Origin of the sequence: Mycobacterium bohemicum DSM 44277, assembly GCF_001053185.1 — a bacterium.
GTDB classification, from domain to species: Bacteria; Actinomycetota; Actinomycetes; order Mycobacteriales; family Mycobacteriaceae; genus Mycobacterium; species Mycobacterium bohemicum.
In genome coordinates this window covers 1,470,110-1,484,140 of sequence record NZ_CSTD01000001.1, presented here as the reverse complement: position 1 = coordinate 1,484,140, position 14,031 = coordinate 1,470,110, and the positions used below count along the sequence as shown (strand labels likewise).

Genomic DNA, 14,031 nt, shown 5'->3' with positions numbered 1-14,031 from the left:
CCTGGGTCAGCGATACATCCTGCTACAGCGGGTGACCCGCCGCGTAGGCGGTCGCCCAGTCCCGCACCGCCCGCGCATAGACACCGGAGTTGTTGTAGGCCCGCAGCGCGGTGATCCACCCGCGGGGAGTGCCGAGGTCCTTGCCGCGCCAACACAGATACCCCGCCGCCGCCAGTGCGGCGTCGTCGATGTTGTCCGGGCTGAAGCGGCCGTCGTTGTGGGCGTCGACGCCGTAGAGCCGCCAGGTCTCGGGAATGAACTGCATCGGTCCCATCGCCCGCGCCAGCCCGTCGTCGTTGCTGGTGTCCTCGTCGACGATGCGCAGGTTGCCCCCGCTACCGTCCAGGCGGACGCCCCGGATGGGCGGACTCACATCGCCGTTCGGCGACAGCGTCGCGCCGCGGTAGGTGCCGTGGTGGCTTTCCACCTGTCCGATGCCCGCCAGCGTGGTCCACGCGATGTGGCACTTGGGGTTCTCGACCTCCGCCACCCGCGCGGCGTAGGCGTAGGCCTCCAGCGCGATGACCGGGATCTCCAGCGCCGCCGACCGCTGCTCGGCCCACCCCCGCAGCTGGTCCGCCGGGCGTCCGCTGGCGTGGGTGTTCACCGGCGGGACCGGGTCCCCCGCCGGGGGCGGGACGCCCTCGGGGATGAACAAGCTGAGCTGCCAGGTGCAACTCGAAGCCAGGAGCATCGCGGTCGCGCCGATCACGGCGGTCGCGCGCAACCAACGCCTCGGCGACACCATGCTCCCTAAACTCCCCTATGCCAATCGCATCTCAACCATCGTCCCATGGGTTTCGGCATTTCCGGCCCGCGTTGGGGCCCGGCCTCGCACACGAGCCGTCGATTCCAGCTAATCGACGATTAGCTGCCGGCCATCTTGGCTAGCAAGGTCCGACCGGGGTGCGGCACCGGGATTGACGACCTCAGGCGCGATATTACCGACCCGGGCGTGCCCGAAGCGGCAAACCGCGGCACGGTCGCTGGTGAAAATCCGGAAATTCGCAGGCCAGTGGCGGTCGCGCACCGCGCTTTCGGACCTCACAGCTCGCCGTCGACAGACGACTCGCCGCCGGGCCAGTGCTCGCGCCACTCCGCCTCGGTGATCTCGCCGAGCGGGACCACGTCGAACTCCTCGGGGACGCCGGCCCCGCGGCGCGCCGCGGCGACCGCCCGCTCGGCCGCGCGCACCCTGTCCACGAACTCCAAAACCGCCCCGCGCAGCCAACCCTCCGCATCGAAATCCGCGGAGACCGAGACCGAGGTGATCTCCGCGGGGACCAGATCCGCGGGCAGCCCGGCCTTTTCGGCCCGTGCAATCACCTTCTGCGCCAGCGCCAATGCCGGTTGACCGGTGTGGACGTCGTCCATCACCGACTTGCGCGGTTTCTCGGCCGCTTTGCGCTCCTCCCACTGCGCCAGCTGCTGCTCCAGCGAAATGGATTGGCCCGCCAGCACACCCGGAACCCGGTTGCCCAATTTGCGTATCAGCGCGCCGGCGACGTCGTCGATCGTGAACGCGTGCCGCGGCGCCTCCTCGGCGATGCGGGCGTGAAACAGCACCTGCAGCAACACGTCTCCGAGTTCCTCACGCAGCTGGTGGGCGTCGCCGCTGCGGACGGCGTCCAGCACCTCGTAGGTCTCCTCCAGCAAAAACCTGCGCAGCGAATCGTGCGTTTGCTCGCTCTCCCACGGCCCGGCGGTGCGCAGCTTGTCCATCATCGCGACGGCGTCGACGAGCCGTTCGCCCCGCGGCGTGTCCGGCGCCGAGATCAACCGCGCCCCCGCGGCCAGCCGCGCGGTGACGGCGGGGTGATCGCGGTCCGACGACAGCAGCACCGGCGCCGGGGCCTCGGGGTCGCCCGAGTGCACCGGACGCGCCGCGGGCAGCGACCACGGCACCGCGACCGGCATCTCCTCGGTGTACTGCACCTCGCCGCTCAGGTGCTCGATGGCCTCGACGGGCACCAGCGAGGGGCGCCGCGGGTCGAACAGGACGACGATCATCGCGCCCGGCGCTCCTGAGCCGTCATTCCCATGTCCTTCTGCGGTTCACCCTGCAACGCGGTCACCAGGTTCGCGACCATCTGCACCAATTCCACGTCGCGGATGCGGGGGGCGCCGATGCCCCCGGACCGGGGAATGGGCACCTGCACCGTCGCCGTGGTGGCGCGGTAGCCGGCCGAGGGATACATCCTCTTGAGCCGCACCTGGGCGGAGTCCGGGAGGGTCAGCGGCGCCAGGCGCAGCGTCGCCGCCGAAGCCGCCGACGCGACCGAGACCTCGGTGATGCCGGCGCCGCGGCACAGCAGCCGCAATCGCGCCACCGCCACCAGCCGCTCCGCCGGTTCGGGCAGCGGCCCGTACCGGTCGACGAGCTCCTCGACGACGGCGCCGATCTCGCCATCGGAGGCGGCGGCGGCCAGGCGCCGATAGGCCTCCAGGCGCAGCCGGTCGCTCGCGATGTAGTCCGGCGGCAGGTGCGCGTCCACCGGCAGGTCGATGCGCACGTCCTTGGGCTCCTGCGCGGTGGTGACCGTCTGCCCGTCCGCGGCCGCTCGGTACGCCTCGACGGCCTCGCCCACCAGGCGCACGTAAAGGTCGAAACCGACGCCGGCCACATGGCCGGACTGCTCGACCCCCAGCACGTTGCCCGCACCGCGGATCTCGAGGTCCTTGAGGGCGACCGCCATGCCCGCGCCCAGCTCGTTGTTCTGCGCGATGGTCGCCAACCGGTCGTACGCGGTCTCGGTGAGCGGCGAGTGGGGCGGGTACAGGAAGTAGGCGTAGCCGCGCTCGCGGCTGCGGCCGACGCGACCGCGCAGCTGATGCAGCTGGGAGAGCCCGAAGGTGTCCGCGCGCTCGACGATCAGGGTGTTGGCGTTGGAGATGTCCAGGCCCGTCTCGACGATCGTGGTGCAGACCAGGACGTCGTATTCGCGGTTCCAAAACCCCTGAACGGTGCGCTCCAGCCGGTCCTCGGGCATCTGGCCGTGCGCGACGGCGATCCGCGCCTCCGGCACCAGCTCGCGCAGCCGCGCGGCGGTCCGGTCGATGGAGCTGACCCTGTTGTGCACGTAGAAGGCCTGCCCGTCGCGCAGCAGTTCGCGGCGCAGCGCGGCCGCGACCTGCTTGTCGTCGTGGGGGCCGACGTAGGTCAGCACCGGGTAACGGTCCTCGGGCGGGGTCAGGATCGTCGACATCTCGCGGATGCCGGCAAGGCTCATCTCCAGCGTCCGCGGGATGGGGGTGGCGCTCATGGTCAGCACGTCGACGTGGGTGCGCAGCGACTTGATGTGCTCCTTGTGCTCGACGCCGAAGCGCTGTTCCTCGTCGACCACGACCAGGCCCAGGTCCTTCCATCGCACCCCGGTCTGCAGCAGCCGATGCGTGCCGATCACGATGTCCACGCTCCCGTCGGCCATGCCCTCGAGCACGGTGCGGGACTCCGCGGGGTCGGTGAACCGCGACAGCCCCTTGACCGTGACCGGGAAGCCGGCCATCCGGTCGCTGAACGTCTGCAGGTGCTGGTCGGCCAGCAGCGTCGTCGGCACCAGCACGGCGACCTGCTTGCCGTCCTGCACCGCCTTGAACGCCGCGCGCACCGCGATCTCGGTCTTGCCGTAGCCCACGTCGCCGCAGATCACCCGGTCCATCGGGATCGGCTTTTCCATGTCGGCCTTGACCTCGGTGATCGCGGTGAGCTGGTCGACGGTCTCGGTGAACCCGAACGCGTCCTCCATCTCGGCCTGCCACGGCGTGTCGGGCGCGAAGGCGTGCCCCGGACTGGCCTGTCGTTTGGCGTACAGCGCGACCAGCTCGCCGGCGATCTCGCGGACGGCGCGGCGGGCCTTGGTCTTGGTGTTGGCCCAGTCGCTGCCGCCGAGCTTGCTCAGCGCGGGCGCCTGCCCGCCGACGTACCGCGACAGCTGGTCGAGGGAGTCCATCGGGACGTACAGCTTGTCGGATCCCCCACCCCTCTTGCTGGAGGCATACTCCAGCACCAGGTATTCGCGCCGGGCGCCGCCGACCGTGCGCTCGACCATCTCCACGAATCGCCCGATGCCGTGCTGGTCGTGCACCACCAGGTCGCCGGCCGTGAGCGCCAGCGGGTCCACGGTGTTGCGCCGCTTGGCCGCCAGCCGCTTGCCCTCGACGGCCGTGGCCCGGCTACCCGTGAGGTCGGTTTCGGTGATGACGACGAGGTTCGCGCCCTCGACCCCCGATATCACGACGCCCTCGTGCAGCGGGCCCTTGAGCACGCCGACGACCCCAGGTTTAGGTGCCGCGCCGCACTCCAGCATCGAGGCGGGCGTGTCCGACTCGGCGAGCCGCTCCACCACCCGGTGGGCGGTTCCGGCGCCGGGTGTGACCACGACGGCGTGGCCGCCGGTGGCGACGTGGGCGCGCAGCATCGCGAAGATGGCTTCAATATTTTCGCCGAAGGCGCTCTGCCGCCCCCGGGCCGACGGCGACGGTCGGATCTCGAGCTCCAGCGCGGACTCGTCGGACAGCTGGCTCAGCGTCCACCACGGATGGCCGGAGCCCGCCGCCGCCGCCCGCACGTCGTCGAGGTCGGCGAACCCCGAGCCGCCGAGCTGTTCGACGTCGACGGGGGCTTGATTTTCCGCCGTGCCCATCGCCGCCACCGACCACGACGCCTCAAGGAATTCCCGGCCGGTCTTGATCAGGTCGGCGGCCCGGCTGCGCACCTTCTCCGGGTCGCACACCAGCACCGGAGTGCCCTCGGCCAGTTGATCGGTCAGCAGCGCGTGGGCCCCGTTCGCATCGCTTTCCGGGGGCAGCAGCACCGGCAGCAGCGCCTCCATGCCGTCGACCGGGATGCCTTCGGCCAGCTTGGCCAGCATGTCGCTGACGCCGCCGGTGATGGCCGCCGCGCCGGCCGGGTGCCGGGCCGACAGCTCGGCCGCGCGGGCCCGCACGTCGTCGGTCAGCAGCAGCTCGCGGCAGGCGACCGCGATGAGGGTGTCCACCTCGAGTTCCGGGATGGAACGCTGGTCTGCCACGGAGAACATCCGCATCTCGCTGACCTCGTCGCCCCAGAACTCGACGCGCACCGGGTGTTCGGCGGTGGGCGGGAAGACGTCGAGGATGCCGCCGCGGACCGCGAACTCCCCGCGCCGCCCGACCATGTCGACCCGGGTGTAGGCCAGCTCCACCAGGCGCGCGATGACGTCCTCGAACGCGACCTCGTGGCCGACTGTCAAGGTGACCGGTTCCACCAGCCCTAGGCGCGGCGCCATCGGCTGCAGCAGGGAACGCGCGGCCGTCACCACCACCCGAAGCGGCGGCCCCAGCCGGGCGTCGTCGGGGTGGGCCAGGCGGCGCAGCACCAGCAATCGCTTGCCGACGGTGTCGACCCCGGGCGAGAGCCGCTCGTGCGGCAGGGTCTCCCAGGACGGGAAGTCCGCCACGGCGTCGCCGAGGACGCCCCGCAGTTCGGCGGTCAGGTCTTCGGCTTCCCGGCCGGTCGCGGTGACTACCAGCAACGACCCCACCCGGGACAGCGCGGCGGCGGCGAACACCCGAGCACCCGCCGGACCGACGAGGCTCAGTTCCGCGGGTCGCGCCCCGGCCCGGTCGATCAGCTGCCGGAAGGTCGGCGCGGTGAGCGCCAAGTCCACGAGCCCGGCGATCGGGGTTTCTGGATGAGCAGTCCCCGGTGCGGTCATGATGAATCCATTCTAGGGGCGCCGGGACACGTCGATTTCGGCCCGGCGCCCGGCCTACTCGTCCCGCAACCGCGGGTCGGCCTCCAGATGGGTCAGGCCGTTCCACATCAGGTTGACCAGGTGCGCGGCCACCACTTCCTTCTTCGGCTCCCGGGTGTCCAGCCACCACTGCGCCGTCATCGAGACCGAACCGACGAGCGCCTGGGCGTACAGCGGCGCGAGGTCCGGATCCAGGCCGCGGCGGGCGAAGTCGCCGGCCAGGATCGAGCTGACCTGGCTGACGGCGTCGTTGAGCAGGCTCGAATAGGTGCCCGAGCTGATCGCGGCCGGCGAGTCGCGGATCATGATCCGAAAGCCGTCGGTGCGTTCTTCGACGTAGGTGAGCAGCGCCAGCGCGACCCGCTCGACCCGCACCCGGGACCGGTTGTTGGTCAGCGAGGACGTGATGCCGTCCAGCAGCGCGGACATCTCGCGGTCGACGACGACCGCGTACAGGCCCTCCTTGCCGCCGAAGTGCTCGTAGACCACCGGCTTGGACACGTTGGCGCGCTGGGCGATCTCCTCGATGGAGGTGCCCTCGTACCCGCGCTCGGCGAACAACGAGCGGGCGATGCCGATGAGCTGCTGGCGGCGCTCGGTGCCGGTCATGCGGGCGCGCGGCGCGCGCACCTCTTTGTCCGGCTTGTCGGGCTCCCGTTCCAGCGCGGCCACCCACTGAGCGTATCGGTAGACGCGTCAGGGCCCCATACCGTCTAAAGTCACAAGGTGCGCGGCCCGTCCGATGCCGGTGGGCAGGCGATCCGTCGTGGTGTAATCGGCAGCACATCAGATTTTGGTTCTGAGAGTTCAGGTTCGAGTCCTGGCGACGGAGCTACCCTCGCGGCCTTTGCCTTCACCGCGGGCGAGATGACACGCTGGACACCTCGGCCCCGGACGAAGCAATAGGAGAGTCGATGTCCTTTCGTGGTGATACCGCGGTCCTGGTCCTGGCGGCCGGGCCGGGCACCCGGATGCGGTCGGACACCCCCAAGGTGCTGCACACCATCGCCGGCCGCAGCATGCTGGCGCATTCCCTGCACGCCATCGCCAAGGTGGCTCCCCGGCATCTCGTGGTCGTGCTGGGCCATGACCATGAACGCATCGCGCCGCTGGTCGCCGAGCTGGCCGACGGCCTCGGGCGCACGATCGACGTGGCCCTGCAGGACCGACCGCGGGGCACCGGCGATGCCGTGCGCTGCGGGTTGTCCGCCCTGCCCGACGACTACGCCGGGATCGTCGTGGTCACCTCGGGCGACACGCCGCTGCTGGACTCCGACACCGTGGCCGGGCTGATCGCCACCCACAGCGCCGGAGGACCCGATCGCGGGCCGGCCGCGACGGTGCTGACCACCACCCTCGACGACCCGTCCGGCTACGGCCGCATCCTGCGCACCCAGGACAACGAGGTCACCGCGATCGTCGAGCACGCCGACGCGACGCCGTCCCAGCGCGAGATCCGGGAAGTCAACACCGGCGTCTACGCCTTCGACATCGCCGCGCTGCGCTCGGCGCTGAGCCGGCTGAGCTCCGACAACGCCCAACAGGAGCTCTACCTGACCGACGTGATCGCCATCCTGCGCGGCGACGGCCACACCGTGCACGCCCAGCACGTCGACGACAGCGCGCTGGTGGCCGGCGTCAACAACCGCGTCCAGCTGGCGCAACTGGGCGCCGAGCTCAACCGCCGGATCGTCGCCGCCCACCAGATGTCCGGCGTCACCATCGTCGACCCGGCCACCACCTGGATCGACGTCGACGTGACGATCGGCCGTGACACCGTGGTGCACCCGGGCACCCAGCTGCTGGGCCGCACCCAAATCGGCGAGCACGCCGTGATCGGCCCGGATTCCACCCTGACCGACGTGGCCGTCGGCGAGGGCGCGTCGGTCGTCCGCACGCACGCCACGTCGTCGGCCGTCGGCGCCGGTGCGACGGTCGGCCCGTTCGCCTACCTGCGCCCGGGCACCGCGCTGGGCGCCGACGGAAAGCTGGGGGCGTTCGTCGAAACCAAGAACTCCACGATCGGCGCCGGCACCAAGGTCCCGCACCTGACGTACGTCGGGGACGCCGAGATCGGCGAGCACAGCAACATCGGCGCCTCCAGCGTGTTCGTCAACTACGACGGCGAGTCCAAACACCGCACCACGATCGGGTCCTACGTGCGCACGGGATCGGACACGATGTTCGTCGCTCCCGTGACGGTCGGCGACGGGGCCTACACCGGCGCCGGCACGGTGGTTCGGGACGACGTCCCGCCCGGGGCGCTGGCGGTGTCGGCGGGACCGCAGCGCAACATCGAGGGCTGGGTGCAGCGCAACCGGCCGGGCAGCGAGGCCGCCCGGGCCGCCGACCGGTCCACCGAGGAGCCCGACGCGGAACGGACGCCATGAATTCGTGTCCCGGCAACCCGACAGCACCATCCGGGTCCTTCGCCGCTTACGATGGGGCGTCCATTCCCGATCGAACGGCGAGGGCAGTGCGTTGAGCCACGACTGGACCGACAACCGCAAAAATTTGATGCTCTTCAGCGGCCGCGCCCATCCCGAGCTGGCCGAGCAGGTCGCCAAGGAGCTGGACGTCCACGTGACCGCGCAGGACGCGCGGGAGTTCGCCAACGGCGAGATCTTCGTGCGCTTCAACGAATCGGTGCGCGGCTGCGACGCGTTCGTCCTGCAATCGTGCCCGGTGCCGGTGAACACCTGGCTGATGGAACAGCTGATCATGATCGACGCCCTCAAGCGGGGCAGCGCCAAGCGGATCACCGCCGTCCTGCCGTTCTATCCCTACGCGCGGCAGGACAAGAAGCACCGCGGCCGCGAGCCCATCTCGGCGCGGCTGGTCGCCGACCTGCTGAAGACGGCCGGCGCCGACCGGATCGTGACCGTCGACCTGCACACCGACCAGATCCAGGGCTTCTTCGACGGGCCGGTCGACCACATGCGCGGCCAGAACCTCCTGACCGGCTACATCCGGGACAACTACCCGGACGGCAACATGGTGGTCGTCTCCCCCGACTCGGGTCGCGTACGCATCGCCGAGAAGTGGGCCGACGCGCTGGGGGGCGTGCCGCTGGCATTCATCCACAAGACGCGCGACCCGCGCGTCTCCAACCAGGTGGTGTCCAACCGCGTCGTCGGTGAGGTCGCCGGACGCACCTGTGTGCTGATCGACGACATGATCGACACCGGCGGCACCATCGCCGGTGCCGTGAAGCTGTTGCACGACGACGGCGCCGGCGACGTGATCATCGCCGCCACCCACGGCGTGCTGTCGGACCCGGCGGCCGAGCGGCTGGCGGCGTGCGGCGCGCGGGAGGTCATCGTCACCAACACGCTCCCGATCGGTGACGAGAAGCGCTTCCCGCAGCTGACCGTCTTGTCGATCGCGCCGCTGGTTGCCAGCACCATCCGCGCCGTCTTCGAGAATGGCTCGGTGACAGGACTTTTCGACGGGGACGCCTAGATGGCTGACGCGGTCCGCGAGATTCTGTGAGTGGTCGCCGCCGGGCTGCCGTCGCGGTTGTTGCGCTGACGCTCTCCGCGGTGGCCTGCGGGACGGAAGCGCCGGATTACCAGTCGATTTGGTCGAAGAGCTCGACCGCGGCCCCGACCACCGGCACGCCCACGGCGAAGCCCGTCCCGCTGTCGCAGTACCTGCAGAACCTCGGCGTCACCGGGCAGCAGGTGGCTCCCGCCGCGCTGACCGACCTGACCGTGTCGATACCGACACCGCCGGGATGGACGCGGGTGGACAATCCGCACATTCAACCGGGGACCGTGATGATCTCCAAGGGCGGTAAGTATCCGACCGCGCGCCTGGTGGTGTTCAAGTTGGTCGGCGACTTCGACCCGGCCCAAGTGATCAAGCACGGCAACGACGATGCCCAATTGTTCGAGAACTTCCGGCAATTGGACGCCTCGACGGCCGACTACAACGGGTTTCCGTCGTCGGAGATCCAGGGCAGCTACGACCTGGACGGCACGCGGCTGCACAGCTGGAATCGGATCGTCATCCCGACCGGCTCGCCGCCCGCCGATCAGCGCTACCTGGTTCAGCTGACCATCACCGGCCTGGCCGACCAGGCGGTCGCGGAGTCGGCCGACATCGAGGCGATCATCAAGGGGTTCGTCGTCGCGCGGAAGTGACTCGGGCCGACGCGGAGCCCTGGCCGTCGATGGGCGGCATCACCCTAGCCACCCCGCCGCCGGAGTCCGACGCCGGGCACTAGGTTGGCAGCCATGACCAACTGGACCGCCGCGGAGCTACCGTCGTTCGCCGGGCGCACCGTCGTCATCACCGGCGCCAACAGCGGCCTCGGCAAGGTGACCGCCCGCGAGCTGGCGCGCAGCGGCGCCTCGGTCGTCATGGCCGTCCGTGACACGGCCAAGGGCGAAGCCGCCGCCCGGAAGATGAACGGCGACACCGAAATTCGTGCCCTCGACCTGCAGGACCTGTCGTCGGTGCGCCGGTTCGCCGACGGCGTGGACAAGGTTGACGTGCTGATCAACAACGCGGGCATCATGGCCGCCCCCTACGCGTTGACCGCCGACGGCTTCGAAAGCCAGATCGGCACGAACCATCTCGGTCACTTCGCGCTGACCAACCTGCTGCTGCCCAGGCTCACCGACCGGGTGGTCACGGTGTCCTCGATGGCGCACTGGGCCGGCCGCATCGACCTCGACGACCTCAACTGGACGAACCGCCGGTACTCGCCGTGGCTGGCCTACAGCCAGTCCAAGCTCGCGAACCTGCTGTTCACCAGCGAGCTGCAGCGGCGCTTGGAGGCGGCCGGTTCGCCGCTGCGCGCCCTGGCGGCCCACCCCGGTTACTCGCACACCAACCTGCAGGGCGCCTCGGGCCGCAGGATCGGCGATGCCCTGATGTCGGCCGTCACCCGCGTGGTGGCCACCGACGCCGACTTCGGTGCCCGCCAGACGTTGTACGCGGCGTCGCGGGACCTCCCGGGAGACACCTTCGTCGGTCCCCGGGGCGGGTACCGCGGACGCACCCAGCCGGTGGCGCGCGGCCGGCGCGCGCGGGACGCGGCGATGGCCGCCGCCCTCTGGTCGTTGTCCGAGCAGCTGACGGGGACCACCTTCCCGCTCTGAGCCTCCCCCGCCACATGGGCCACACCAGCCCCTGGAGAAGGTGGGTGACGATGTGCCCACCTCCGAGCGACAACGGGGGGCCACCCAGTCGCCGGGGGGTAATTGTCGCTATGAGGCGGGCAGATCGGGTGCCGCCCCATCCAGGGACGCGTGTGGCGCATGTGACTCGAATTTTCCGCACCCACCCCGATGCGCTAACCTGACCAGGCGTCACGGCGAGGGTGTCGACCGGCACCGTTATCGACGGAGACCGACCTAACAGTCGCGACCCTGGCCGTGCCCCGAACCCACGAGCGAGCACACAGGAGCGACCACATGGCCAAGTCGGCAGTCAACCAGTTGAAGGTTTCGGTGCGAACCGAGACGGGCAAGGGCGCCTCCCGCCGGGCCCGCCGCGAAGGCCGGATCCCCGCCGTCCTCTACGGCCACGGCGCCGATCCCCAGCACCTCGAGCTGCCCGGACACGACTTCGCGGCCGTCTTGCGGCACGCCGGCACCAACGCGGTGCTGACGCTGGACATCGAGGGCAAAGAGCAGCTGGCGCTGACCAAGGCGCTCGACATCCACCCGATCCGCCGCAGCATTCAGCACGCCGACCTGCTGGTGGTGCGCCGCGGCGAGAAGGTCACCGTCGAGGTCGCCGTGGTGGTCGAGGGCGACGCCGAATCCGGCACGCTGGTCACCCAGGAGACCAACCACATCGAGATCGAGGCCGAGGCGTTGTCGATCCCCGAGCAGCTGACGGTGTCCGTCGAGGGCGCCACCCCCGGCACGCAGTTCACCGCGGGCCAGGTCCAGCTCCCCAGGGGGGTCACCCTGATTTCCGACCCGGAGCTGCTGGTGGTCAACGTGGTGAATGCCCCGACCGCCGAGGACCTCGCGGAGGAAGGCGCCGGCGAGACCGCCGGGGCCGAAGCGCCGGAGGCGGCGGGCGAGCAGGAGTCCGAGGCCGGCGCCGAGTCCGAGGCCGAGTAGGCGGGACGCAACATGGCCGAGCCGTTGCTGGTCGTCGGCCTGGGCAATCCCGGAGACAACTACGCCCGCACCCGGCACAACCTCGGGTTCATGGTGGCCGACCTGCTCGCCGCTCGGCTCGGCGCAAACTTCAAGGCGCACAAGCGTTCCGGTGCCGAAGTGGTCACCGGAAGGTTGGCCGGGCACTCGGTGGTGGTCGCCAAGCCGCGCTGCTACATGAACGAGTCCGGTCGCCAGGTGGGGCCGCTGGCGAAGTTCTATTCGGTGGCTCCGGGCGAGATCATCGTCATCCATGACGACCTCGACCTCGACTTCGGCCGCATCCGGCTCAAGGTCGGCGGCGGCGAGGGCGGCCACAATGGGCTGCGCTCCGTGGTTGCGGCACTGGGCACCAAGGACTTTCAGCGGGTCCGGATCGGAATAGGGCGCCCGCCCGGCCGCAAGGACCCGGCGGCGTTCGTGTTGGAGAACTTCACCGCCGGCGAACGCCCCGAAGTCCCCACGATCTGCGAGCAGGCCGCGGACGCCACCGAAATGCTGATCGAGCTCGGGTTGGAGTCCGCCCAGAACCGCGTCCACGCCTGGTAGACCCGGGCGGTCAGGCCGACAGGTCCTCGAGTGCCTGGCGGGCGGCGTTGTAGCCGGGAATGAAGGTGATGCCCGGTCCCCCGTGGCATCCCGCGCCGCCGAGGTAGAGACCGTCGATCGCGATGGGCAGGTCGATGAAGCCCTTGGGCCCGGGACGGTTGGGGCCCATCAACTCCGGCTGCAGCAGCCCGTGGCAGAAGTCACCGGACGGGGCGGCGAACATCGTCTGCATGTGGTACGGCGCAAACGTGATGTGCCGGATCAGGATGTCCTTGAAGTTCGGGGCGAATCGGGTGATCTTGTCGATAACGCGTTGTGCCATCTCGTTTTTCAGGTGGCCGTGCTGGTCGCGGCTGGCCTCGACCGGGAAGGCGTACGCGTAGGCGCTGGCCGCATGCTTGCCGGGAGGAGCCAGGCTGGAATCCATGCAGGACGGGATCTGCATGCCCAGCGACGGATTGTCGGGGATCAACCCGTGCGTGCACATCTCCCACTGACGCTGTTGTTCTTCCGGCGAGCCGAAGATCCCTATCGACTGCTGCATGCCCGGCTCGTTGAGCAGCTCGTAGGGCGGGGCGAATTCGGGCAGCCCGTCGAGCGCGAAATGCATCTGCACGAACGTCGCCCGGTGGTCACGGCCCTCGAGCCGGGTGACGAGGTCAGCCGGCAGGTGCTCCGCGCCGACCAGGTCGTTGAGCGTGGTGTCGGGGGCCAGGTTCGAGACCACCACGGGCGCACTGATTTTCGTGCCGTCCCTCAACTGCACACCGATGGCGCGGCCGTCCTCGACGACGATCTTGTCGACCTTGGCGCGGAACCTGAGCTCACCGCCGGCGCTGACGAAGAGGTCGCGAACATGGTCGGTGAGCGCCCCGATGCCACCCTCGAGCTTGGTCATCATCGCGGTGCTGCCGTCGGGAACCGCCAGGGCGAAAGCGAGACAGGTGGCGCTGCCGGGCGTGTACGGCCCGCGGTAGGTGGAGTTGATCGCCAGGAACGCCAGCATCCCGCGCAACACCGCGTGCTTGTCCTTGTCGGGCAGGAAGCGGTCGATGGGGTCCATCGCCGTGCCGAAGAGCATTTCGTGGATGGCCCGGCGTTCGGCCTCGTTGGTCGCGCTGGCATACATCTGATCGAGCGTCTCGGGCGGGGTGCACACCTCGAATCGGCCCAGCGCCCGCGCGGGCCCCTGGCTCCACGCGTACAGCTCGGCCATCCCGGTGACGGCCTCGACACCGTGCTTTTCGCCGAGGTGCGTCATGAGCTGCATCGGATCGCGGTAGAAGACCATCGGCTCCTCGCCGGATTCGCCGATGTTGACGCTCATCACGTCGGCGTCCACCGTCGGCAGCGTATTGAGTCCAAGCTCCTCGGCGATCCGCGGGGCGGTGGGGAACTGCACCGAACCGGCGATCTCGAAGTGGAATCCGTCCATCAGCTCGACGGTCGCCGCCATGCCACCGCTGTAGGTGTTGGCCTCCAGGCACAGCGTGCGCAGGCCGGCGCGCTGCAGGACCGCCGCCGCCGTCAACCCGTTGTGACCGGCACCGACCACGATCGCGTCATAGTCCGTCATCGCGCACGCTCCTTCGGAGAATCGCCCCGCCCAAGCGCCAAATATATGT

At 69.9% G+C, this 14,031-nt stretch carries 11 protein-coding genes and 1 tRNA gene; 7 read left to right on the top strand and 5 right to left on the bottom strand.

Going from position 1 to position 14,031, the window contains the following annotated elements; genetic code table 11:
• Positions 1 to 22: 22 nt before the first annotated feature.
• The 4 genes from BN971_RS06735 to BN971_RS06720 form a co-directional block, all read right to left on the bottom strand.
• Positions 23 to 745, bottom strand: coding sequence for a lytic transglycosylase domain-containing protein (locus BN971_RS06735; protein ID WP_090350030.1), 723 nt, complete (start codon positions 743 to 745; stop codon positions 23 to 25).
• Positions 746 to 1,044: 299 nt separating this feature from the next.
• On the bottom strand, positions 1,045 to 2,010 hold the full coding sequence (locus BN971_RS06730; RefSeq protein WP_085181400.1) for a nucleoside triphosphate pyrophosphohydrolase: 966 nt from the start codon (positions 2,008 to 2,010) through the stop codon (positions 1,045 to 1,047).
• Positions 2,007 to 5,696 (bottom strand): transcription-repair coupling factor, encoded by a 3,690-nt coding sequence (gene mfd, locus BN971_RS06725; RefSeq protein ID WP_085181401.1) that lies wholly within the window; start codon positions 5,694 to 5,696, stop codon positions 2,007 to 2,009. The genes BN971_RS06730 and mfd overlap by 4 nt, the downstream gene beginning before the upstream one ends.
• A 54-nt stretch (positions 5,697 to 5,750) precedes the next feature.
• Positions 5,751 to 6,344, bottom strand: a complete 594-nt coding sequence (locus BN971_RS06720; protein ID WP_139027088.1) for a TetR/AcrR family transcriptional regulator — start codon at positions 6,342 to 6,344, stop codon at positions 5,751 to 5,753.
• 151 nt (positions 6,345 to 6,495) lie between these two features.
• Between BN971_RS06720 and BN971_RS06715 the strand changes: the two genes are divergently transcribed.
• The 7 genes from BN971_RS06715 (at position 6,496) to pth (ending at position 12,406) form a co-directional block, all read left to right on the top strand.
• Positions 6,496 to 6,567, top strand: a tRNA-Gln gene (locus BN971_RS06715).
• Between the two features lie 82 nt (positions 6,568 to 6,649).
• Complete coding sequence (gene glmU, locus BN971_RS06710; RefSeq protein WP_085181403.1) at positions 6,650 to 8,125, top strand: bifunctional UDP-N-acetylglucosamine diphosphorylase/glucosamine-1-phosphate N-acetyltransferase GlmU; 1,476 nt, start codon at positions 6,650 to 6,652, stop codon at positions 8,123 to 8,125.
• A 91-nt stretch (positions 8,126 to 8,216) separates the two neighbouring features.
• Positions 8,217 to 9,197: a ribose-phosphate diphosphokinase gene (locus BN971_RS06705; protein WP_085181404.1), complete on the top strand. Its 981-nt coding sequence runs from the start codon at positions 8,217 to 8,219 to the stop codon at positions 9,195 to 9,197.
• 26 nt (positions 9,198 to 9,223) lie between these two features.
• A complete protein-coding gene (locus tag BN971_RS06700) occupies positions 9,224 to 9,880 on the top strand; it encodes an LpqN/LpqT family lipoprotein (RefSeq protein WP_085181405.1) in 657 nt (218 codons plus the stop codon).
• Between the two features lie 93 nt (positions 9,881 to 9,973).
• Complete coding sequence (locus BN971_RS06695; RefSeq protein WP_085181406.1) at positions 9,974 to 10,843, top strand: oxidoreductase; 870 nt, start codon at positions 9,974 to 9,976, stop codon at positions 10,841 to 10,843.
• Positions 10,844 to 11,158: 315 nt separating this feature from the next.
• Positions 11,159 to 11,818, top strand: coding sequence for a 50S ribosomal protein L25/general stress protein Ctc (locus BN971_RS06690; protein ID WP_085181407.1), 660 nt, complete (start codon positions 11,159 to 11,161; stop codon positions 11,816 to 11,818).
• A gap of 12 nt (positions 11,819 to 11,830) precedes the next feature.
• On the top strand, positions 11,831 to 12,406 hold the full coding sequence (pth, locus tag BN971_RS06685; protein ID WP_085181408.1) for an aminoacyl-tRNA hydrolase: 576 nt from the start codon (positions 11,831 to 11,833) through the stop codon (positions 12,404 to 12,406).
• 10 nt (positions 12,407 to 12,416) lie between these two features.
• Here pth and BN971_RS06680 read toward each other — a convergent pair whose 3' ends face one another.
• Positions 12,417 to 13,982, bottom strand: coding sequence for a phytoene desaturase family protein (locus BN971_RS06680; protein WP_085181409.1), 1,566 nt, complete (start codon positions 13,980 to 13,982; stop codon positions 12,417 to 12,419).
• Positions 13,983 to 14,031: the final 49 nt, after the last annotated feature.